A 22,793-nucleotide genomic window follows, 5' to 3' on the forward strand; every position below is an offset into this window, starting at 1 on the left:
GAGAGGCCCCGTGGCATTTCTCCGGTGCCCCCGGCCGCCCGTCGCGGACGCGACGGCGGACGGCCGGAGAAATGCCTCGTGTTCGAGCTCTCATCAGCGGGCACGACTCAGGTTGCGGTGGAAACGGTGACCTGCCCTCGCTGGAGGGACTCGACCACGTAGCCCAGGACGGTGCTGCTCAGGCCTATCACCACGACGCCGGCGCGGAGAAGGCCTGCTGGACGCCGGAGCGATCCGGTGACGCCTTTGACGACCGCGGACGGAAGAGTCACACGGACGTAGTGGCGCTCCGACGACAGGCCGGCCTGCGTCCCCTGCAGGATCGAGACGATGCGCTTCGAGCGGCCCTCGTGGTAGCAGCGGCTGACGAAATACTTCATCGTCTGGCGAGCAGCGGGCACGTAGTGGTCGACCGCCGAGAACGGGTCGAACACCACCTTGTTGTCCGGATCCTGCGCGGAGACCCGGATGCAGAACTCGGTCTCCTCGCAGCCGACCGGCTTCGTGCCGACCCGGCCGATCGCGTCGGAGAAACCGCCCACCTTCCCGAAGATGGTGCGCCGCACCGCCATGGACGCGCCGATCGGGTTGCGGACGGTCGTCTTGATCTCGGGCAGGCCGCGGTAGCTGCAGCCGACGACCCAGCCGAACTCGTCGGGGAACCAGCGGGGGGCGCTGCCGCCCTCCCAGTTGGGCCGGACGGTCGTGCCGGCCACGGCCACGTCGTCGGGCGCGAACGCCGTGCGCAGACCGGCCACCCACCCGGGGCGGGCAACCGCGTCGTCGTCGAGGAAGGCGACCACGTCACCGCGGCTCGTCTCGACGCCGGTGTTGCGGGCGTCGGAGAGGCCCTTGCGGCCCGCGTTGGGAACCACCCGGGCGCTGGGGAATTCCGACCGCGCGCGCTCGAGGAGAGCGTCGTTGTGGTCGATCACGACCACCAGCTCATCACTGTCCGCAATCTGTTCCTGCACGGAAAGACACGCACGCCGGAAGTCATCCCAGCGCCAATCCGCGTAACTACAGATCACGACGCTGATAGTGCGATCCATCTGCTGTCCGGGTCCTCTCCGCACGTCCAAACACGAACGACCGCGAGTCACGATACGACCTCGCGATAATCATTCATGAATGGGAACGGCAGCTGTGCCGACTCGTGCCCCAGAAAGGCCTGACCGTTCCACTCGCCGGTACCTGCGGAGCGGCCTTCGACCGGTTTTCCCCTTGCTGACCAGCCGTTTGAACCACCCGCTCGGCCACGTGTCCCGCGACATCCGCCGTCGGTATCGAGTGCCGCAAATGATCATAAAAGGGAGTCCAGCGGGCCGAAAACGGGCAGCCCGCTGGACTATTTGTCCCGATTAGTCGAAGTTGAGGCCACCGGTACGGGTGCGCTTCAGCTCGAAGAAGTCCGGGTACGACGCGAGCGCCACCGCGCCGTCGAAGACCTTCACGGCCGCCTCGCCGCGCGGGATGCTGGACAGCACCGGACCGAAGAACGCGACTCCATCGATGTGCATGGTAGGAGTTCCGACATCGTCACCGACCGGGTCCATGCCCTCGTGGTGACTGCGCCGCAACTCCTCGTCGAACTCGGTGCTGTCGACCGCGGACAGCAACTCGGCGGGCAGGCCGACCTCGGCCAGCGCCTCCGGGAGGAACACGTCGCGATCTTTGTTGCCCTGGTTGTGGATGCGGGTGCCGAGGGCCGTGTAGAGGTCGCCGAGAACCTTCTCGCCGTGCTTGACGGAGGCCGCGGTCACCACCCGCACGGTGCCGAGCGATCGATTGATGATCTCGCGATAGCTCTCGGGCAGATCGCGGCCCTCATTGAGCACATAGAGGCTCATCACATGGAAACGGAGATCGATCTCGCGCTGTTTCTCCACTTCGAGAATCCAGCGGGAGGTGATCCAGGCGAAGGGGCAGGCGGGGTCGAAATAGAAGTCGACTCGTGTCACACCCCCGACGTTACGCCGCGCCCGGCGCCGTCGCTTCCACGGCGGCCATCACCAGATCGATGCAGAACGCGTAGTAACGCTCGGTGTCCGGCGCCCGTGAGTAGGTGGCGCCGAACGCCACCATCATCGGAAACTTGTCCGCCGGCAGGCTCTCCAGCATCAGGCGTTTCTTGCGCCGCCACTCCGGGGCCTCGGTGACCGGCACGCTGGCCGGGCAGTCGGGCTGCGCCTGCACCATCCCGATCGACGCGTGCAGGATGTAGGTCGCGACCCACCACGCTTCCTGGATGCCGTAACCACCCGCGGTCAGCAGGGCGAGCGCATCGTCGGAGGCGCGCTGGAAGCTCTCCCCCTCGTCCTTGGCGACGGCGTGCATGAGCTCGGGCAGCGACGGGTGTTCGCGCATGACCGTGACGAGCGCCTCAACCATGGCCCGCAGCTGCTTCTGCCACGGATCGGCGGCGGAACGGTCGGCCCGGACAGTCGCCAGCGCGTGGTCGACGATGCCGGCCAGCAGCTCGTCCTTGTTCTTGAAATGCCAGTACAGCGCCATGGGCGTCACGCCCAGCTCCTGCGCGAGCCGGCGGATCGTGACGGCCTCCACGCCCTCCTGGTCGCCGAGGCTCAACGCGCGCTCCGCGACCGCCGCTCGAGTCAATTTCTCCGCTGCCACTTGACAACCATACAACGTATAGGTGTCATGTACGAGGTACATGTACGTTGTACATTGACGTCGTACAGGGACGCCGTACAGGAGGAGCCTCCGATGGAGAACAACAGGCGGTGGTGGGCGCTCGTCGCGGTGGCGCTCGGCACCTTCATGACCTACCTCGACAACAACGTGGTCAACGTGGCCCTGCCGTCGATCCAGCGCGACCTGGGGCTGAGCATCTCCGGCCTGGAGTGGATCACCAGCGCGTACGTCCTGGTCTTCGCCGGCCTGCTGCTGGCCGGCGGCCGGATCGCCGACGTGATCGGCACCCGCAACGTGTTCTTCGGCGGCCTGGCGGTCTTCACGCTCGCCTCGATCGGGGCCGGCCTCGCGCAGAACCAGGAGCTCCTGATCGCCGCCCGCGCGGTCCAGGGCGTCGGCGCCGCGATGCTGACGCCGGCCGCGCTGGCCCTGATCACCCAGCTCTTCCCGGACGCCCGGGAGCGCGCCACCGCGATCGGCATCTGGGGTGGCGTCGGCGCGCTCGCCCTCGCGTTCGGCCCGTTCACCGGCGGCGTGCTCAGCGAGAACGCCTCGTGGGGCTGGATCTTCCTGATCAACGCGCCGATCGGGGTGGCCACCGCCGCGCTCGCCCTGGCGACCTTTCCGGCCAGTCGCCGCGGCTCGGCCAAAGGATTCGACCTCCCCGGCGTCGCCACCTCGTCACTGGCGCTGTTCGCCCTTACCTACGCCCTCATCGAGGGCGAGTCGCACGGCTGGACCTCCGGCACCATCCTGGCCTCCTTCGGTGTCGCCGCGGCGGCGGCGATCGCGTTCGTGGTCATCGAGCTACGGTCCGCCAACCCGATGATGGATCTGAGCTTCCTGCGCGAGCGGGTGTTCACCGGCGGCCTGCTGGTGATGGGCCTGTGGGCGTTCGGTGTCTTCGGCATCTACTTCTACATGGCGATCTACCTGCAGAACGTGCTCGGCTTCTCGCCGATCGAGGCGGGTTCCGCGTTCATCCCGATGGCGCTGATCATGGCGGTGATGGCGGTCCTCGCACCGCGGATCGAGGCCCGGTTCGGCGCGGCCGGCACGGTCGCGGCCGGGCTGCTGCTGATGGCCGTGGCGATCGGCGGCATCGCCAGCTACGGCGAGGGCACCAGCTACCTCCAGTTGCTCCCCTGGTTCGCGCTCTACGGCGTCGGCGGCGGCGCGCTCGTCCCGCTGAACAACGTGATCATCGGCGCCATGCCGGCCGGCCGGGCCGGGATCGCCTCGGGCATGCTCAACGTCTCCCGCGAGGTGTTCGGCCTGCTCGGCATCACCATCCTCGGCGCGATCCTGACCAACCGCTCGAACGCCGCGACCGGCACCGAGCTGCACCGCTACCTGGCCGGCTACCAGTTCTCGCTGGTGGTGGCGGCGATCCTGGTCGCGCTCGGCATCCCGGTGGCGCTCTGGTCGCTGCGCGCGGTGCGTCAGCCGGTCGTCGAGGCCCCGCCGGCCGAGGCCGAGCCCGCGCTCGTCTGAAAGTCATGGCCGGCCGGCGGCAAGCTCACCGCGAAGGTGGTGCCGCCGGTCGGCGCCGGGCAGGCCACCAGCGTTCCGTGGTGGGCCTCCACAATGGCCTTGGTCACGGCCAGGCCGAGGCCGGTGCCCTTGATCCCCTTCGCGGTCGCGTTGCTCGCCCGGAAGAAGCGGCTGAACAGGTGCGGGTACTGCTCAGCCGGGATGCCGATGCCGGTGTCGCTGATCTCGATGACCACCCGCCCGCCGGTCTCCTGGGCGAGCACCGTGACGGTTCCGCCCTCGGGGGTGTACTTGATCGCGTTGGACATCAGGTTGTCGAGCGCCTGCCGGAGCCGCTGCGGGTCACCGAGCACCGGAAGCTGGGTGTCCAGCCGCTCGCTGATGGTCAGCTTCCTGCCGTACGCGGTGGGCCGGTGATTGTCCACGACGTCGTGGACAAGGCGGCCGATCGGCAGCGGCAGCGGATCGATCTCGAGGTGGCCCGCGTCGATGCGGGCCAGGTCGAGCAGGTCGTCGACCAGCCGCTGCACGTGCGTGGTGGTGCGCTCGACCACCGACGCGTGCCGGCGGCCGAGGTCGTCCAGCCGCGGGTTGTCCAGCAGCATCTCGGTGTAACCGCGGATGACCCCGAGCGGATTGCGCAGCTCGTGGATGACCACCGCGGACAGCTCCTCCTTCAACCGGTCCAGCTCGCGCAACTGCTCGACCTGCTCGCGGCGGGACTCGGCCAGCGCAAGGGTCAGGTCCTCGTTGCGGCGGCGCTCCACGAACCGGCCGAGGTGCGCCGCGACCGCGTCCAGCATCGCCGCGATGTCCGGGTCGTGCGGCAGCTCCTCGGACGTATAGAACGCGAGCACGCCGAGCACCCGCCGGCCGGAGCGGACCGGGACTCCGATCGCGGTGCGCAGCCCGGATCTGCTCGCGCTGTCGGACCGGCTGTGCACAATGTCGGGCGGCGCCTCGCTGCCCCACACCTCGGCGCCGCGCTTCCAGACCAGGCCGGGCACGCCCTCGCCGCGGTCGAAGGCGACCGGCTGGTCGCCGGTGAACGCGGACAGGTCGAGGCCGCCGGTGACGTGCGAGCTGAGCCGCTCGATCCGCTCCCGGTCCTCGCTCACCTGCCAGTACTCACCGCAGGCCAGGCTCAGCCGGTCGGTGATCACCCGGACCGCGTCGATGGCCGCCTGCTCGGCGTTGGTGGCCTCGGACAGCACCTGGATCACCTTGTTGCGGGCGCGGCGCAGTTCCTCGGCACGGTAGGCGTCGGTGATGTCGTGCATGGCGACGACGGCCCCGAGCCGGCGGCCGTCCTGGCTGTCGATCGGCCGGGCGTTGCAGACGAACCGGCGCTGTTCACCGGCATCGGACCGCACCATCAGGTGCTGGCCGCGCACGGTCTCACCGGCGTGCGCGCGGGCCAGCGGAACCTCGTCGGCGCCCAGCGGAGTGACGCCGTCCGGGGCGTACAGGTCGTACTGCTCGGCCCAGGTCTCCCCGGGCTCACCCGAGGCCGCGTCGCGGCCGTGCACCTCACGCAGCGCGCGGTTGAAGAAGGTCAGGTTGCCGTCGCGGTCGCAGGCGGCGACGCCGGTGTCGAGGCTGTCCAGCAGCGAGTGCAGGAACGTGTGGTCGTCGTCCACTTCCTGACGCTGCCGCTCCAGCTCGATCAGCGCGTCGATCCGGTCGCTGATGTCATGCAGGAACGCGTGAAAAAACGGGACGTCCCGCTCGAAACACACCTGCAGGCTCATCTCGGCCGGAAACTCGCGGCCGTGCCGGTCGACCGCGGAGAGCTGCAGGCGGGTGCCGGAGAGCTGGGACTGCAGGGTGGCCCGCACCCGGGCCATGCCGGCCAGATGCGCCTCGTGGAACCGCTCCGGGATGATCAGCTCGGTGATCGACCGGCCGACCGCCTCGCTGATGCTCCAGCCGAACAGACGCTCGGCGGCGCCGTTCCAGGCGACCACTCTGCTGTCGTGGTCGATCGAGACGTACGCGTCGTGGGCGCTCTCCAGCACCGCCTGCATCCGGGCCGCGGCCAGCACCTGATCGCCGTGCGTGAGACGCAGCGCGATCTCCGATTCCGCCGCATGGGCGAGGTCACCGATGGTGGCGAGGTCGTCGGCGCTCCAGTCGCGGACCTTCGAGTCGACCACACAGAACGAGCCCAGCACCCGGCCGTTCGGGGCGCGCAGCGGAAATCCCGCGTAGGCGGCCGCGCCGAGCACGGTGACGGCGGGATTGTCGCGCAACCGGTCGCTTCGGCTGGTGTCCGGCACGATCAGCGGGGCGTCGTCCTCGACCACGTACCGGCAGATCGAGTAGGTCAGCGGGGATTCCCGCTTCTCGTCCAGGGCCGGGGGCAGGCCGCAGGCGCTGACGAACTTCTGCCGGTCGGAATCGATCAGCGTCACCATGGCCACACGCGCACCGACCAGCCGGGCGGCGAGCCCGGTCAACCGGTCCAGGGACGGGACCGGGACGGCGGAGTCGAGCAGGCTCGTGGCCTGCAGAACACTCAGCCTCTCGGCGTCCAGGATTCGTGCGTGCTGCATGCTCGCACTGATCGGCCGATATCCGCCTCAACTGAGCGGCGGTCAGTGCCGCCACTTCTGGTTACCGGAGCCGGTGCACTCCCAGATCTGCGCGGCCATCCCGTCGGCGCTGCTGCTGTCCGGCACGTCGGCGCATTTGACGGCTTCCTGGTTCACCAGGTCGAAGGAGCTGTTCAGGTCCCACTGCGCCGCCGCCGAGCCGTCGCAGGCGCCGGTGCCGATGCGTCCGCCGTCGCCGTTGCCGAGGATCCGCACGCAGCGGCCGAGAACCCGCAGGCTGCCGTCGCCGGGGAGGTCGAACTTCTGCTTGTCGCCGCCGTTGCAGGTCCACAGCACGATCGCGCCGCTGCCGGTGTCGAGCTGCAGGCAGGTGCCGGTCTGCATGTTCTGCATCGGGCTGCCCACCACAGCGGTGGTGTGCGCCGTGGTGGCACTGCTGGGCGCGGGCTTGGTGGCGGGCGCGGTCGGCGCCTTTGTTGCGCTGCGCGACACTCGCGGCGCGGATTTGGCGGGTACGGGCGGGACCGTCCCCGCCGATCGCGGCGCCGCCGAAGGCGACTCCACCGTCCCCGGAACGGCCGCCGGGCGTTCCTCGGCACTGGCGCTGGCGTCGAGAATCGGGCGGCCGGCCGTCACGGCGGCCAGGAGCAGCACCGCGGCGATGCCCGCCCACCAGAGGGCGGTCTTCTTCCGCCCGGCCTTGACGGGAAGCTCGACGGTCTCCCCGTCCTCCTCCTTGTCCGGGACGCTCACTGCCTTGAATTCGCCGTCGGCGGCCGCTCGCAGCAGTTGCTCGGCCTCGTCGGCGCCGATCCGCTCCACCGGGTCCTTGCGAAGCAGGCCCTGCAACAGCGGCAGCAGCACGCCGGCCTGCTCGGCCGGGCGGGGCGGCTGGGTGGCCAGCGCCGCCAGCGTCGCCACCGGCGTCGACTTGTCGTACGGCGGGCGCCCCTCGACCGCCGCGTACAGCGTCGCGCCGAGCGACCAGAGATCGCTGGCCGCGGTGATCTCGTCGTCGAGGGCCCGCTCCGGCGCCAGGTACGACGGGGAGCCGAGCACGATGCCCGTACTCGTCATGCCGGAGTCGCCGCTGGCCGCCGCGAGCCCGAAGTCGGTGAGCACCACCCGGCCGTCGTCGCCGATCAGCACGTTGGCCGGCTTCACGTCCCGGTGCAGCACGCCGGAGCGGTGCGCGGCCCGCAGTCCGGCCAGCACATCGAGACCGACGCGGGCGGCGCGCTCCGGGGTCATCGGCCCGTCCTCGCGGACCACCTCGAACAGCGAGCGGCCGACCACGAGTTCCATCACGATCCAGGGCGAACCGCCGTCGTGGAGCACGTCGTAGATGCGTACCACATTGGGGTGGTCGATGCGGGCGATCGCCCGCGCCTCCCGGATGGCCCGTTCCCGCAGGTCACGGACCTCGGCGGCGGAGAGGCTGCGGGGCAGCACCAGCTCCTTGAGCGCGACGTCCCGGCCGAGCAGCTCATCGCGCGCCTGCCAGACCCGGCCCATGCCGCCCTCGCCCAGCGCCTCTACCAGGCGGTAACGTTCGGCGATCACCTCGGACACGACGGCACCGTACCGGCCGTTCGCCTGGATCCCGGCACCGCGAAAACGGCGTTTATCAATCATTGATCGTCGCGTGCCACAGCCATCTGCGCTGGTGGATGCCGTGATCAGGCGGACTTGCGCGCCCCCGCGGTCTCATCCATTGAGAGTTGTGAGAACTATCGCTCGAGCGTGGAGCGAGCCGCAGATTGACGTGCGCGTATGAAATAAACCTTAAGGCTTGATCCGCTCATGGGAGCGCTCCCGTATTGCCGGCCGTAGGCATCTCTCGGGAGGCGCGGTTCCAATGTACAGATCCAGGTCCGGTTCCGGCTCTACCTTCGGCCGGCTGAAGATGCGCCGGTGGCAGATCGGCGCGGTCGCCGGTGTCGCCGTTGTCGTCGTCGGCGTCGGGTTGGGCGTCGCCTCCGCGGACGCGGCAGTGCCCACGGTCAACTGCCCGCCGGTCGCCGTCAACGCGGTGCCCGCGCAACAGCAAGCTGACGTGCAGCGCAACCTCGAACTGCTCAACACGCAGATCAACGAGGCGAACCAGCGGCTGCGCACCACCGTCGGCCAGGGTGGCGCCAACTTCATCCAGAACGCCATCCTCGGCCCGCTGAAGGACAAACGGTTCGCCACCATCAACCGGATCGAAACCGCGATCGGACGCAACGCGGCCAAGCCCGACCTGAACGCCGAAGGCCTGTCGGCGTGCACCCTCAACCAGGGTGGCGGGACGTCGCAGCAGCAGAACACCGCGCTGCCGTCGGCGGACGCCTCGGCCGCGGCCGCCGCCGTGCCGACCGTCAGCTGCCCCGACGTGAAGATCGGCGTCGCGATCCCGGCGCAGCAGCAGGCCGATGTGGACCGGAACCTGGCACTGCTCAAGACGCAGATCGCCGAGGCCAACGAGCGGCTGCGCACCACGGTCGGCCAGGGTGGCGCCAACTTCATCCAGAACGCCATCCTCGGCCCGCTGAAGGACAAGCGGTTCGCCACCATCAACCGGATCGAAACCGCGATCGGACGCAACGCGGCCAAGCCCGACCTGAACGCCGAGGGTCTGTCGGCATGCACCCTCGCCTCGGCGGCCGCGCCTGCCCCCTCGGATTCGGCTTCGGCAACCCCGACCGAGGAGGCCACCGTCGCGCCCTCAGCGACGGCCGCCCCCGATGAGGACAGTCCCACCGGCTCGCCGGTGGCGGTCAACGGCCAGCTCAGCGTCTGCGGCGTGAACCTGTGCAACGCGGCCGGCAAGGCCATCCAGCTGCGCGGCATGAGCAGCCACGGCCTGCAGTTCTTCCCGAACTGCGTGAACGCCAACTCGCTCGACGCGCTGCGCAACGACTGGAAGGCCGACTTCATCCGGCTGTCCATGTACGTGCAGGAGGGCGGCCTGGAGACCGACCCGACCGGCTTCACCAACAAGGTCAACGGCCTGGTCGACAACGCGACGGAGCTGGGTCTCTACGTGGTCGTCGACTTCCACATCCTCACGCCGGGTGACCCCAACTTCAACCTGGGCCTGGCCAAGACCTTCTTCCAGAACGTGACGGCCAAGCACGCGAACAACAACAACGTGCTGTACGAGATCGCCAACGAGCCGAACGGCGTCAGCTGGGACGCGATCAAGACGTACGCCGATCAGGTCATCCCGGTGATCCGCAAGAACGCGCCGGACAGCGTGGTGCTCGTCGGCACCCGCGGCTTCTCCTCGCTGGGCCTCACCGACGGCAGCGACGAGAAGGAGATCCTGGCCGACCCGGTCGACTTCAAGAACGTGATGTACACGTTCCACTTCTACGCCGCGTCACACGGCGCCGACCGCCGAGCCGTGGTGGCCCGGGCGGCGAAGGAACTCCCGCTGTTCGTGAGCGAGTTCGGCACCCAGACCTTCACCGGCGATGGCACCAACGACTTCACCAGCACCACGGCCTGGCTCGACCTGCTGAAGGCCAACAAGATCTCGTACGGCATGTGGAGCCTCTCCGACGGCCGCGAGACCAACTCCGCCTTCAAGCAGGGCACCTGCGCCGGCACGAGCTTCGCCGGCGCCGGAGTCCTGACCGAGGCGGGCCGTTACCTGCGGAGCCGCATCCTCACCGGGGTGGGCAACCCCAACTGACCTGACCCCCCTCCAAGGCCACGGCCGCACCCTCCCCCTGGGGTGCGGCCGTGCCTTCTTGCCCGGCCCGATAGATTCCGCCGGGTGAGCTTTCGGCTGGCGGCCTACGCCGTGTGCATCGCGGACGAACGGGTGCTGCTGACCCGCTTCGCCTCCTCGGCGACGGACGAAACGCACTGGACCCTCCCGGCGGCAAGGTGGAACACGCGGAGGACGCCTGGATTGATTCCCTTGCGGCGACGGCGCGCCGGATCTGGGGTCACCCCGCAGGTCTAGTCGCATGACACCCCATTCCCGCATCAGCCGGAAGCCAGCGGACTTCGGGAGCCTGACCGGTTTCGGTCAACCTGGTGGCCGGGAGGGCGGGAGTGGGGCAAGTCTTGCATCGGGGGACATAGATGGACACCGATCCTTGACTCATTCGTAACAAGTGGATACGGTCCCGGTTCAGGAAAGCGCTTACCTGCTCCTCGTCCTCAGCGGGCCGCTCCCTCGGTCTGGGTGAAAACCACACATCGGAGGCTCTGATGTCCACCCACGCTTCCCTGCGCTCCTGGCGTGCCCCCCTCGCCGCGACAGTCACCGTCGCGGCTGCCGCCGTCGCGTTTCTCGCGTACGTTCCGCAGGCCTCGGCCGCCACCTTCAACCAGGAGGGGTGGTCCACCCAGGGCGGTGGCACCAGCGGCGGCTCCACCAGCACCACCGTCACCGTGACCAGCCTGTCGGCGCTGACCACCGCGGCGAAGTCGAGCACCTCGCAGACGATCACCGTCAACGGCAACTTCAGCTGCTCGGCCGACGTGACGGTGGCCGCCAACAAGACCATCGTCGGGGTCGGGTCCAGCTCGGGGCTCACCGGCTGCGGGTTCAAGATCAATGATGTCAACAATGTCATCATCCGGAACCTGAAGATCGCCAAGGTCAAGGCCGGCACCGGCAACGGCGACGCAATCCACATCGACGGCGCCACGCACGTCTGGATCGACCACCTCGATCTGTCCAGCGACACCACCAGCGGCACCGACTACTACGACGGCCTGGTCGACATCACGCACGCCGCCGACTACATCACGGTGTCCTGGAACTACGAGCACGACCACATCAAGTGCAACCTGCTCGGCCACAGCGACAGCAACGCGTCCGAGGACACCGGTCACCTGCGGGTCACCTACCATCACAACTACTTCCGCAACTGTGACCAGCGCGGACCGCGCGTGCGCTTCGGCAACCCGGTGCACGTCTACAACAACTATTACTACAACAGCGGCACGTACGGCATCGCCAGCACCTGCAACGCGGGCGTCTACGTCGAGCGCAACTACTTCGAGAACACGCCCCACAGCGTGGTCACGCAGACCGGCGACTCGCCCTCCGGCAACGTCAAGGTGCTCAACAACTATCTGGTGAACTCCGGCGCGGAACAGGTTCTCAACGGCGCGAGCGTCGCCGCGATCCCGTATTCCTACACGGTCGACGCGAACAGCAGCGTCAAGTCGATCGTCACGGCCAGCGCGGGCACCGGCAAGATCTAAATTCTCCGTCCCCCGAGCGAAGCCGAGAGGCATCCACCGTGCCTCTCGGCTTCGCCATATTCAAAACCGGTCACGGGTGTACGGCGACAGCAATGCCCTCAGCAGTCAGCGCCGGCCCGTTGGGACGGCAGGTCTGGCCACCCCAGTTCAGCAGCTGCGAACCGGTCCAGATGAGGGCACCGCTCTCCCCGCAGAACTTGGCCGCCTCCCACGTCGACTCGGTGAGCAGCACGCGGCCGGTTCGCGAGTTCAGCACGGTGATCTCCGGCCGGGCCGACATCAGCAGCAGCTCGGGCGACAGCGCGGTGATCAGTCCGGAGTAGCCGGTGTAGATCTGATACGGCGCCTCCGCCTCCGCCGACGTCTTCTTCTCCGTCCAGGCGGCCGGCGCCATTCCGTCGGTGATCGCCCCGGCGTGCACCCGGGTCTTCTGCTCGGAGTCGGTGACGATGAGGTAGGCCGTGCCCGAGTCGACGGTCAGCCCGACCCGGTCGGCGACCTGTTCGATGGCCGGCCCGCGCACGAGCTCCGACCCGTCCAGCCCGACCTGCGCGACCGAGACGCGGCTGTGGTCGTCGAACTCGGCGAGGAACAGCGTCGACCCGGTGGCGGCCGCGGCCACGACCCGCTGCGGCCGCGCGAACGACGTCCATCGGTCGGCTCGCGGGTCGTAGGTCAGGATCGTCTTCGCGGCGTCGGCGCCGGTCACCCCCGATCCGCCGAAGACCACCATCCGGCCGGCGGTCATCAGTGTCTGCCCGCCGGTGCGGCCGGTGCCCGGCGCCGCGGCGATGCGCCGCCACCGGTTGGTCTTCGGGTTGTAGGCGGCCCCGTCGGTGACGCCCTTCGGGCTGTGCCGGGCATCCGCGCCGCCCCAGACGATCATTTCGGTGCCGGTCCAGACGGCCTGCGCCTCGGAGCGGGCGGCCAACGGGGCGGCCGGGAGCGTACGCCATCGGCTCTTGCCCGGGTCGTAGGCGGCGCCGTCCGCGAAATAGCGCTCCGCCGCCTGGTTTCCGGCGAAGCCGCCCCAGACGAGCATCTCGGCGCCGGTCCAGACCGCGGCGACGTCACGGCGGGCGCTCAGCGGCGCGGCCGGAAGGGCGCTGATCGTGCTGGTCCAGCCGGCCGGATCGGCGGCGGCGGACGTCACCGCGAACACCGCCGCACCGGCGAGCGTGAGCAGGCCGGCGCCGACGACGGCGATCCGGCCTCGAGTGAACTTCATGATGGGCCCCCGTGGCTGATCCTCGAGCAGGACCATGGTGCGGCACGGCCATCGATGCGTGGGGGCCGGGTCAGTCGTTCTCCGCCCGTACCCGCAAATTCGGCACCCCGCCGGCGCAGGAAAGCTCGACCTTGACCCGGTCGTGGTTGTCGCGAATTCCGCGGAATTCGCCTTCGTGGTCGTCCTGCTCGTGCACCGAGTAGCCCTGGGCGGGCGACATGGTCTTGATCTCCGTGCAGGAGGCGGTCACCGTCCCGCCGTCCGTGACGAAGGACTGCACGGCCGAGGCGGGGCTGCCCGCTCCCTCGCTCACTTCGACGGAGGGCGGGGCGGACGGCTCCGGCGACGGGGAATCCGACGAACCCAGCGCGATCTCGACGTCGTGCTCGCTGATCGCCACGCCCTGTCGAGACGTCAGGCCCGCGCCGACCACGCCGATGCCGACGACACCGACCAACACGGCCAGCACCGCGGCCACGATCCATCCGGCGACGATGACCATCGGGCGGCGGCCCAGCCGATCCAGCAAACGCATAACGCCACTCTGCTCCGTGCGGTGCTAAGGCGGGCACGCGGCACGGATAAAGGAAGGTTAAGAAGACACCGGTCGGCAGGTCGCAGCGGTTAGCGTGCAGCCGTGGCGAGACTGCTTCTGATCGAGGACGACCCGGCGATCCGGGCCACCCTGCTGCGCGCCCTGCGCGAGCGAGGTCATGCGGTGGCCGCGTCGTCCGGGGCGATGGAGGGCCTGCAGACCGCCCTGGCCGAGAAGCCCGACCTGATCGTGCTGGATCTGGGCCTGCCCGACCTCGACGGGCGCGAGCTGTTGCGCATGCTCCGCGCCGTCTCCCGGGTGCCGGTGATCATCGCCACCGCGCGCGACGAGGAGACCGAGATGGTGCGGCTGCTCGACACCGGCGCCGACGACTACGTGGTCAAGCCGTTCACGGCCGCCCAGCTGGACGCTCGCATCCGCGCCGTGCTGCGCCGCGGCCCCGGCAACACGCAGTCCTCGGTCATCACCGTCGGTGAGTTGCAGATCGATCCGCGGGCACGCTCCGTCTTCCTGCGCGGTGTCGCGGTGGAGTTGACCCCGCGCGAGTTCGACCTGCTGCACCATCTCGCCCTGCGGGCCGGCCAGGTGGTCACGAAGCGGGAGCTGCTGAGCGAGGTGTGGCAGGTGCCGTACGGCAGCACCGACAAGACGGTCGACGTGCACCTGTCCTGGCTGCGCCGCAAGCTCGGCGAGACCGCATTGGAGCCGCGTTAGCTGCACACCGTGCGCGGCGTCGGGATCAAGCTCAGCGAGCCGTCGGCGTGAGGGCCCGGCTGACCCTGCTGGTCGCCGCGACCACGGTGCTGGTGCTGCTCGCATTCCTCGTACCGATGGCTCTGCTGGTGCGGCAGGTGGCCGCCGACCGCGCGCTGAGCCGCGCCGACGACGTGGTGCAGACGATCGTTCCGCTGGTCGGTGACCCGGAGGCGCTGCGCTTGGCGGTGCCGGTCCAGCCCGTACCGGTAACCGTTTTTCTCCCCGACGGAACCGTGCTCGGCGCGCCGGCCGCAACCACCCCGGCGGTCCGGCTGGCCGCGGCCCGCAACCAGGCACTGACCGTCGTCACGGCCGCCGGCCAGGAACTCGTGGTGCCGGTGGTCGGCAGCGCCGGCGTCACGGTCGTCCGCGCGATGGTCACGAAAGCCGAGCTGACCAGGGGCGTCGGCCGGGCCTGGCTCGTGCTGGCCGCGCTCGGCCTCACGCTGGTGCTGCTGGGCCTGCTGGTGGCCGACCGGCTCGCGCGCACCATCATCGCGCCCATCACCGAGCTCTCCTCGGTCTCCCATCGCCTCGCCAACGCCGAGCTGACCGCCCGCGCCGATCCGGCCGGGCCGCCCGAGCTGCGCGAGGTCGCCGGGGCGCTGAACCAGCTCGCCGGCCGTATTCAGGATCTTCTCGCCGCCGAGCGGGAGCGGCTCGCCGACCTGTCGCACCGGGTGCGCACACCGCTGACGGCGCTGCGCCTGGAGGCCGAGTCGTTGCGCGACCCGGACGAGGCCGCCCGGGTGGCCGCCGCGGCCGACGGGGTGGCACGGGCGGTGACCGCGGTGATCCAGCAGGCCCGCCGCCGTGACGTTGCACCGGTTGCGGCCAGTTGCGACGCGGCCGCTGTGGTCACGGACCGGGTTGCCTTCTGGGCGGTGCTGGCCGAGGACACCGGGCGGGTCCTCGCTCAGGATCTGCCGGTCGGTCCGTTGCCGGTTGCCGTTGCGGCCGATGATCTGGCGGCGGCGCTGGATGCGCTGCTCGGCAACGTTTTCGCCCATACGCCCGACGAGACGGGGCTCGCGGTGGCGCTACGTGCGCGGCCCGGGGGTGGGGCGGTGCTCGAGGTCTCCGATGATGGGCCCGGGTTCGCCGGGGAGGCCGCCGTTCGTGGCGCTTCCGGAGGCGGATCCACCGGGCTGGGCCTGGACATCGCCCGGCAGGTGGCCAGCAGCTTCGAGGTGGGCACTTCCGTCTCCGGCGGAGCGATGGTCCGGCTCGAGATCTCCTGAGTCCACCCACAGCGATGCGCCGAGCCCTGGAGGTCCGGCGCATCCGCTATCACTCAGTCGTCATCACTCAGTCGTCGGAACCGTGGCCACCGCTGCCGTGGTCGTCGCCCTTCTCCGACCCGCCTTTTCCGCTCTTCCCGGAGCCGCCGTGGTCGTCGCCTTTCTCGGTGGCCTTTGCGGTTACTCGGCCGCCGTGGTCGTCGCCCTTTTCGGCGGCCTTTGTCGTGGCGCGGCCGCCGTGGTCGTCGCCCGGCTCGGCCGTGCGGGTGCGGTCGTCGGTGCCGCTGTGCCGGGTAGCCGAGGCGCCCTGGACCCGGTGCCGCAGCACCACGCCGGTGGCCGCGTCCACGTCGATGTCGTGCTCGACGCCGTTGACGAGGACGTCGACATCCCAGACGGCGCGGCCGTGCTCGACCTCGCGCTCGACCGACTCCACCAGCCCGCCGCCGGTCGCCCGCACCGCGATCTCCTTGGCCGCCGCCACGCTCACCGACAGCCCGGTGGTCGCGGACGCGGAAACCGCCGGCGTCGACTGCTTCCGCGGCGCCGAATCGTCGGACCCGGCCGCGAGCGCCGTCCCCGCGATCCCCAGCGCGGCCAGAGTTCCGCCGGCCACCATCGCCGCCATACGCTTCTTGTTCATAACTTCGACCTCCCAGTCGTTCGGACCAGCAAACGATCTCTGGAAGAGGGCTATGCGCACGCTGTGCGACCGTTAAGGCCCGGCTAAGAAGCCCAGCCAACCGGATGATCCACTTCCATTTTCCGTACGCGTAATCTGTGCCCGCACCGGTGGTCGGGGCGTTGGTTCACGGGGAGTCCAGGCATGCGCAAGCTTCGCGCCGCGATCACGGCTGCGGTTCTCACTGTTCCGGCCGTGGCGATCATCGGCGGCTCCATCGCCCCCGCCCTCGCCGCCGAGACACTCCCGGTGAGCGCCGGTCACCTGCTGCCGATCGGCTACGTCTCCAGCGTGCTGGTCGACCCGGTGCACCGGCACGTGCTGGTCAGCGATCAGGAGAAGGGCAAGCTGGTCGCGACGACGTACGCCGGCACGGTCGCCACCGTGCGCGAGGGGCTGCCCGGGGTTTCCGGTCTCGCGCTCTCGGCCGACTCGAAAACGCTCTACGCGACGCTGTTCAGCGCGCACGCGATCGTCGCTCTCGACGCTGCCACCCTCACCGAAACGGCCCGCTATCAGCTCGATGCGGCCATCAATCCGGAGCACCTCACGCTGACCGCCGGCAAGCTGTGGTTCGGCTACGAGGGTGATTACGAGCACTACGATTACGCGGGCAACTTCGGCTCGCTCGACATCTCCGGCGACCAGCCGGTGGTGCACCTGCACGACTCCACCACCGACAACACCTCCTTCTTTCAGGCCCCCTATGTGGTGTCCGCGCCCGGCGCTCCCGGCGTTCTGCTGGTCGCCGACGGCGACGCCAACTCCACCTCGCGGGGATACGCGTACACCTATGACGTGTCGGGTGGGACCGAAGAGGGGCTCAGCAGCGGCAAGGTGGTGCCGGACTGGACACTCGCCGTCGACCTCACGCCGGACGGCAAGCAGATCCTGGCCAACGGCATCTGCAGCGTCTACCGCTCGTCGGTCACCGACATCAGCCAGCACGCCGCGGTCTACAACCAGGAATGCAACGCGGTGACGGTCGCTGCGGCCCGGGACGGGCGGGTGGCGGTCGGTTACCGGAACTTCGACGACCAACCCGACTACTACGTCTACCCGGCCGGCTCGCAGACGGCGAGCGCGACCTACGCCGTGCCGTCCACCTACGACGCGCCGATCACGGACGGCAACAACAACGTCTTCTGGGCGCCGGACGGCTCGCGACTGTTCGGGATCACCTACAACGGCAAGCTGGAATACCGGCTCTGGGTGCTCGACGAGCCCGAGGCCGTCATCCCGGCGATCAAGCTGAGCGCGCCGGCCTCCGCCGGCCGGGCCGTGCCGCTCACCGTCTCCGGCACGATCACCGCTGCGCAGGCGCTGCCGAGCGGCACCAAGCTCAGCGTCACCCGCACCGACCTCGACTCACCGAGCGGCACGGCACTCGCCGCCACGACGGTCGACGCGCAGGGCCGCTTCTCCGTCACCGACACGCCGCCGGCCGGCGGCACGGTCACCTACAGCGTCGGGTACGCCGGTGACGAGACCTTCGGTGCCACCTCTGCCACTGCGAACGTGGCCGTCAGCCGGGTCACCCCGCCGCTGACCTTGACCCCCAGCAAGTCGGTCTACGCGTACGGCACGACCGTCACGTTCACCGCCCACCTCGGCAACTGGTACCAGAACAAGACGATCGAGATCTGGGCCGACCCGTACGGCGCCGACCCGTCCCGCCTGCTCACCAAGGCGGTCGTCAACTCGGGCGGCAACGTGACCGCGAGCCTCAAGCTGACCCGGGACACGACGCTGACCGCGAAGTACGCCGGCGACAGCCACTACGCGCCGCGCTCGACCGCCTCGACGGTCTACACGAAGGTGTCGGTCAGCACCGCGGTCACGAAGTACTACAAGACCGCCAAAATTGGTGGGACCAGCTATTACTACTTCCACAAGAAGACCAACCCGTACTTCACGACCTCGATGACCGCCTACCCGAAGCGCAAGCAGCAACTGCAGGTCGAGTACTACGCGGGCGGCAAGTGGCGCACGTGGACCTCGGCCTACCTGACGCTGAGCTCGGCCGGCAAGTCATATGCCGAACTGACCGGCTCCCACCCGGTCGGCACCCACTTCCGGGTCCGCGCGGCCTACCTCGACACCAGCTCCGGCGACAACGTCAACTACACGACGTACGGCACCTACCGATACTTCACATTCGCCAAGTGACGGACTTCCCGGAGATCCGCCGGCTCCGGGACCAGGTGCGCAATGTCCGCCTGCCGGTGGCAACCAGATGCGCCGCCGTCTACGAGCTGGCGAAGACCGATGGCGTGCTAGCTGGGCAGACACCTCGCAGCGCCGGGACGACGCGAACGCGTGATCGACCTGGTCCGAACGAACTGGACCCACCTCTACGACTCGGAGCGGCGCTGGTTCGGCGAGTGCCCTGGTTCGCCGAATCCGGGTCCTGACCTACGCCCCAGCGGCGTCCGGGTGGTGCATGCGGTGTGGCGCGCATTCGTCTGTGAAGGCCGCTAGGGCCGTCGCGTCGATGCGGGCCAGCGCCTGCAACGGAATCGTCCATCGTCCGATAGTCAGCGCGTCCGCGATCAACGATCGGGCCCGATCCGGTCTAGCCACGCCGGCCAGGTCGGCCAACGCCTGCCCCTGCCAATCCGGGACGATGATGGACCGGGCGATCCGCTCGGCGCGATCATGCTCGCCGCCGGCAGCCAGCTGCTTGGCCAGGCCGGCCAACGCCCGACCCTGCCGGTCCGGGCGGCTGATGGACCGGGCGATCCGCTCGGCGCGGTCATACTCGCCGCCGGCGGCCAACTGCTTGGCCAGGTCGGCCAACGCCTCTGCCTGCCAGCGCGGGTGGGTGATGGACCGGGTGATCTGCTCTGCCGTGGCGGCCACCGCCGCCGCGCGGTCAGGTTGGCCGGCGATGACCAGCTGCTCGACCAGCCCGGCTAACGCCTGCCCCTGTCGGTCCGGCCGGGTGATGGACCGGGCGACCTGCTCGGCGCGGTCATACTCGCCGCCGGCAGCCAACTGCTTGGCCAAACCGGCCAACGCCTGCCCCTGCGGGTCCGGCCAGGTGATGGACCGGGCGACCTGCTCAGCGCGGTCAGGTTCGCCGGCAACGGCCAGAGGCGCGACCAGAGCGACCAAGGCCTGCCCCTGCATCTGCGGGTCGGTGATGGACCGGGCGATCTGCTCGGCATGGTCATGTTCACCAGCGACGGCCAGCTGCCTGGCCAGGGCGGCCAACGCCTGCCCCTGCCGGTCCGGGCGGGTGATGGACCAGGCGATCTGTTCCGCGCGGTCATGCTCGCCGGCGACGGCCAGCGGCGTGACCAGGGCGGCCAACGCCTGTCCCTGTGCCTGCGGGTCCGTGATCGACCGGGCAATCTGCTCCGCACGGTCATACTCGCCGGCGACGGCCAGCGATGCGACCAGGCCAGCCCAAGCCTCCTCCCGCGGGTCCGGGCGGTAGTTGAAGGATCGGACGATCTGCTCGGCACGGTCGTGCTCGCCGGCGACGGCCAGCGGCGCGATCAGAGCGGCCAACGCCTGCCCCTGCGCTTGCGGGTCGGTGATCGACCGGGCAATCTGCTCCGCGCGGTCACGCTCGCCGGCGACGGCCAGCGACGCGACCAGGGCGGCCGACGCCTGCCCCTGCCGGTACGGGTGGGTAACGGACCGGGCGATCCGTTCAGCACGGTCATGCTCGCCGGCGGCGGCGAGCTGCTCGGCTAGGCCGACCAACGCCCACTCCCGCACCTTCGGGTTGGTGATCGACCGGGCAATCTGCTCGGCGGCCGCGGCCACCGCGGCGGCGCGGTCATGCTCGCCGCTGACGGCGAGCTGCTTGGCCAGGCCGACCAACGCCTGCGCCTGCACCTGCGGATCGGTGATCGACCGGGTGATCTGCTCGGCGCGGACATGCTCGCCACCGGCGGCCAGCCGCTCGACGAGGTCCGCCAACGCTTGCCCCTGCACCTGCGGGTCGGTGATGGACCGGACGATCTGCTCCGCGCGGTCATCATCATCATCGGCGACGACCAGCTGCTTGGCCAGGACGGCCCACGCCTCCCCGCGCGGGTCCGGGCGGGTGATGGACCGGGCGATCTGCTCCGCGCGGTCATGCTCGCCGGCAGCGGCCAGCCGCTCAACCAGACCGACCAGCGCTTGCCCCTGTACCTGCGGGTCGGTGATGGACCGGACGATCTGCTCCGCGCGGTAATGCTTGCCGACAACGGCCAACTGCGTGGCCAGGGCGGCCAACGCTTCCCCTCGCAGATCCGGGCGGGTGATGGACCGGGCAATCTGCTCCGCGCGGTAATGCTCGCCGGCAACGGCCAGTTGCTCGACCTGGCCGACCAACGCCAGCCCCTGCACCTGCGAGTCGGTGATGGACCGGACGATCTGCTCCGCGCGGTCGTGCTCGCCGGCGACAACCAGCTGCTCGACCAGGCCGACCAACGCCTGCCCCTGCCGGTCCGGGCGGGTGATCGACCGAGCGATCTCTTCCGCGCGATCATGCTCACCCGCAACGGCCAGCTGCTCGACCAGGCCGACCAACGCCTGCCCCTGCCGGTCCGGGCGGGTGATCGACCGAGCGATCTCTTCCGCGCGATCATGCTCACCGGCGACGACCAGCGGCGCGACCAGAGCGGCCAACGCCAGCCCCTGCACCTGCGGGTCGGTGATCGACCGGGCAATCTGCTCCGCGCGATCATGCTCACCGGCGACCGCACGGGGCGCGACGAGAGCGGCCAACGCCTGCTCCTGCACCTGCGTGTCGGTGATCGACCGGGCGATCTGCTCCGCGCGATCATGCTCACCGGCGACGACCAGCGGCGCGACCAGAGCGGCCAACGCCAGCCCCTGGCGGTCCGGGTTGGTGATCGACCGGGCGAGGGCTTCGCCGCGGATGGCTTGTCCGAGGGCGGCCCAGACCGCGGGGAGTTGGGTGGGGATGTTGGTGTTGCGGTCGGTGAGTTGGTCTCGGTACCAGGCCAGACGTAGAGCGGCGGACAGGTCAGGGGATGATTGGGACCGGGTGAGGGTGCAGGCCATGGTGATCTCAGCCAGGGCAGCGGCGTCGCCGCCGGAAGCGTCAAGCATTCGGTCGTGGCGGGCGGGGTCGGTGGCCAGGGCTATCAGCCGGTCAAGGTCGTGAGCATCGGCGAGCATGCGGGGGTAGCCACGCAGCAGGTACGTCGGGGTGTCGTCGGGCCACGCCAATTGCTGGTAGCTGTCTGCCCAGGTGTGCAGGCGGGCGGCGAAGCCGGCGAGGGTGTCCGGGCCGAGCCGATCGTGGGCTTCTTGGCGCAGGGTTTCGTGGGTGAACAGGAACACCCGTTTGGTGGTGTGTGGATCAGCGCGGCCGGCAACGGTACGCCCGAACACGCCGCACATGAGCCGGTCGATTTCGAAGGCGGGCCGTCCGATCAGTTGCTGCAGGTCTCGGCGGTCGAGGCCGCCGCCGCAGGCCGTGACCAGGCCGAGAACCTGATAGCCCAGGCCCTCGTGGCGGTCCTGGTCGGTGGCCAGAACCTCGTCGAGTTCCTGCTTGGCCAGCTCGGTGACCCGTTGGGCATGCGGGGAGACGTTCAGCCATCGGACTTGGCAGCCGTGCAGGGGATGATCGGCAGCGGTGTGGACATCAGCGGGCAGTGGCGGGTCCGGTCGGCCGGCCACGATGAGCCGCAGCCCGTCCGGCGGACGCTTCGGCAGACTCGCCGCGATACTGGGCAGCCCGGAACCGGGCCCAGAACCGCAGTCCTCGTCCAGGCCGTCGACGAGCAGCACCAGACGCCGGCCCGCTTTCACAGCCCGGGCGGCGGCCTCGCCGAGCAGCCGGCGTCTCATCCGGTCCCGCTCCGGGCCGGAGCTGGACGGCGGGACCTTGGCGCCGGTGATCGCGGACAGCTGGTCGAGCAGGCCGTCGGTGAACGCGGTGCTGTCGGCCTGACCCGCGTAGCGGGCGGTGACGAAGAACGAGATCACCCAAACCCCGGGCGGGGGATGAAGAACGAACCAGGCCATCAGCGCGGACTTGCCGGCCCGCGGCTCCGCCTGCCACCACACGTACGCCTCGTCCCCTCCGGTGCACCAGTCGGCCAGCTCGGCCAGTTCGGCCTCGCGATCCAGCAGCCGCAGGGGAGCGATATCGGCGACCTGCTCGACATATCCGGACTGTAGCCACCAGTCCGGCCGGTCAGCTTCTCGCGCATCCTGCCGACGCGTGGCCTGGTCGTGCTCGGCGCGGGCGGCCTTGTACAGGCGAATACCCCGGTCGGCCTCCGCGCTCAGCGCTCCCAGCGCTTCCAGCAGTGCGCGGGCCTGGGCGACGTCGGCCGGGAACGCCAGACCCCGCAACATGTCATTGACTCGGGTAGGGGAAGTCAGGCCCATACTCGTGGCAATCGTGCGGAGGCTGGGTAAGCCGTTGGTCTGGTGG

At 69.7% G+C, this 22,793-nt stretch carries 15 protein-coding genes; 6 read left to right on the top strand and 9 right to left on the bottom strand.

Annotated features, from left to right (window positions below):
• Window positions 1-107: 107 nt before the first annotated feature.
• The 3 genes from AB0E90_RS20095 to AB0E90_RS20105 form a co-directional block, all read right to left on the bottom strand.
• Window positions 108-1,052, bottom strand: coding sequence for a glycosyltransferase family 2 protein (locus AB0E90_RS20095; protein ID WP_360407297.1), 945 nt, complete (start codon window positions 1,050-1,052; stop codon window positions 108-110).
• Between the two features lie 309 nt (window positions 1,053-1,361).
• A complete protein-coding gene (locus tag AB0E90_RS20100; RefSeq protein ID WP_360407301.1) occupies window positions 1,362-1,961 on the bottom strand; it encodes a DsbA family protein in 600 nt (199 codons plus the stop codon).
• Window positions 1,962-1,971: 10 nt separating this feature from the next.
• A complete protein-coding gene (locus AB0E90_RS20105; protein ID WP_360407304.1) occupies window positions 1,972-2,634 on the bottom strand; it encodes a TetR family transcriptional regulator in 663 nt (220 codons plus the stop codon).
• Between the two features lie 93 nt (window positions 2,635-2,727).
• Between AB0E90_RS20105 and AB0E90_RS20110 the strand changes: the two genes are divergently transcribed.
• Window positions 2,728-4,149, top strand: coding sequence for an MFS transporter (locus tag AB0E90_RS20110; RefSeq protein WP_360407307.1), 1,422 nt, complete (start codon window positions 2,728-2,730; stop codon window positions 4,147-4,149).
• On the opposite strand, the gene AB0E90_RS20115 is transcribed toward AB0E90_RS20110, so the two are convergent.
• Complete coding sequence (locus AB0E90_RS20115) at window positions 4,098-6,704, bottom strand: ATP-binding protein (RefSeq protein WP_360407310.1); 2,607 nt, start codon at window positions 6,702-6,704, stop codon at window positions 4,098-4,100. The two genes, AB0E90_RS20110 and AB0E90_RS20115, sit on opposite strands and share 52 nt — an antisense overlap.
• A 42-nt stretch (window positions 6,705-6,746) precedes the next feature.
• Window positions 6,747-8,276 (bottom strand): protein kinase, encoded by a 1,530-nt coding sequence (locus tag AB0E90_RS20120; RefSeq protein ID WP_360407313.1) that lies wholly within the window; start codon window positions 8,274-8,276, stop codon window positions 6,747-6,749.
• Between the two features lie 286 nt (window positions 8,277-8,562).
• Here AB0E90_RS20120 and AB0E90_RS20125 point away from each other — a divergent pair, with 286 nt between their 5' ends.
• On the top strand, window positions 8,563-10,383 hold the full coding sequence (locus AB0E90_RS20125) for a glycoside hydrolase family 5 protein (RefSeq protein ID WP_360407316.1): 1,821 nt from the start codon (window positions 8,563-8,565) through the stop codon (window positions 10,381-10,383).
• Window positions 10,384-10,910: 527 nt separating this feature from the next.
• Window positions 10,911-11,915: a right-handed parallel beta-helix repeat-containing protein gene (locus tag AB0E90_RS20130; protein WP_360407319.1), complete on the top strand. Its 1,005-nt coding sequence runs from the start codon at window positions 10,911-10,913 to the stop codon at window positions 11,913-11,915.
• 70 nt (window positions 11,916-11,985) lie between these two features.
• On the opposite strand, the gene AB0E90_RS20135 is transcribed toward AB0E90_RS20130, so the two are convergent.
• Window positions 11,986-13,143, bottom strand: a complete 1,158-nt coding sequence (locus AB0E90_RS20135) for a hypothetical protein (protein ID WP_360407322.1) — start codon at window positions 13,141-13,143, stop codon at window positions 11,986-11,988.
• Between the two features lie 70 nt (window positions 13,144-13,213).
• A complete protein-coding gene (locus tag AB0E90_RS20140) occupies window positions 13,214-13,678 on the bottom strand; it encodes a hypothetical protein (RefSeq protein ID WP_360407325.1) in 465 nt (154 codons plus the stop codon).
• Window positions 13,679-13,780: 102 nt separating this feature from the next.
• Between AB0E90_RS20140 and AB0E90_RS20145 the strand changes: the two genes are divergently transcribed.
• Entirely contained in the window at window positions 13,781-14,413 is a 633-nt protein-coding gene (locus tag AB0E90_RS20145; RefSeq protein ID WP_360407328.1) for a response regulator transcription factor, read from the top strand.
• Window positions 14,414-14,460: 47 nt separating this feature from the next.
• Complete coding sequence (locus AB0E90_RS20150) at window positions 14,461-15,696, top strand: HAMP domain-containing protein (RefSeq protein WP_360407331.1); 1,236 nt, start codon at window positions 14,461-14,463, stop codon at window positions 15,694-15,696.
• Window positions 15,697-15,763: 67 nt separating this feature from the next.
• Here the strand turns inward: AB0E90_RS20150 and AB0E90_RS20155 are convergent, their stop codons facing one another.
• Window positions 15,764-16,339 carry a PepSY domain-containing protein gene (locus AB0E90_RS20155; RefSeq protein WP_360407334.1) on the bottom strand — a complete coding sequence of 192 codons (576 nt, stop codon included), beginning with the start codon at window positions 16,337-16,339 and terminating at the stop codon, window positions 15,764-15,766.
• Between the two features lie 183 nt (window positions 16,340-16,522).
• On the opposite strand from AB0E90_RS20155, the gene AB0E90_RS20160 reads away from it, so the two are divergent.
• Complete coding sequence (locus tag AB0E90_RS20160; RefSeq protein ID WP_360407337.1) at window positions 16,523-18,547, top strand: hypothetical protein; 2,025 nt, start codon at window positions 16,523-16,525, stop codon at window positions 18,545-18,547.
• Between the two features lie 246 nt (window positions 18,548-18,793).
• On the opposite strand, the gene AB0E90_RS20165 is transcribed toward AB0E90_RS20160, so the two are convergent.
• Complete coding sequence (locus AB0E90_RS20165) at window positions 18,794-22,714, bottom strand: hypothetical protein (RefSeq protein WP_360407340.1); 3,921 nt, start codon at window positions 22,712-22,714, stop codon at window positions 18,794-18,796.
• Window positions 22,715-22,793: the final 79 nt, after the last annotated feature.

Origin of the sequence: Actinoplanes sp. NPDC026619, from assembly GCF_040638295.1 — a bacterium.
Lineage (GTDB): Bacteria > Actinomycetota > Actinomycetes > Mycobacteriales > Micromonosporaceae > Actinoplanes.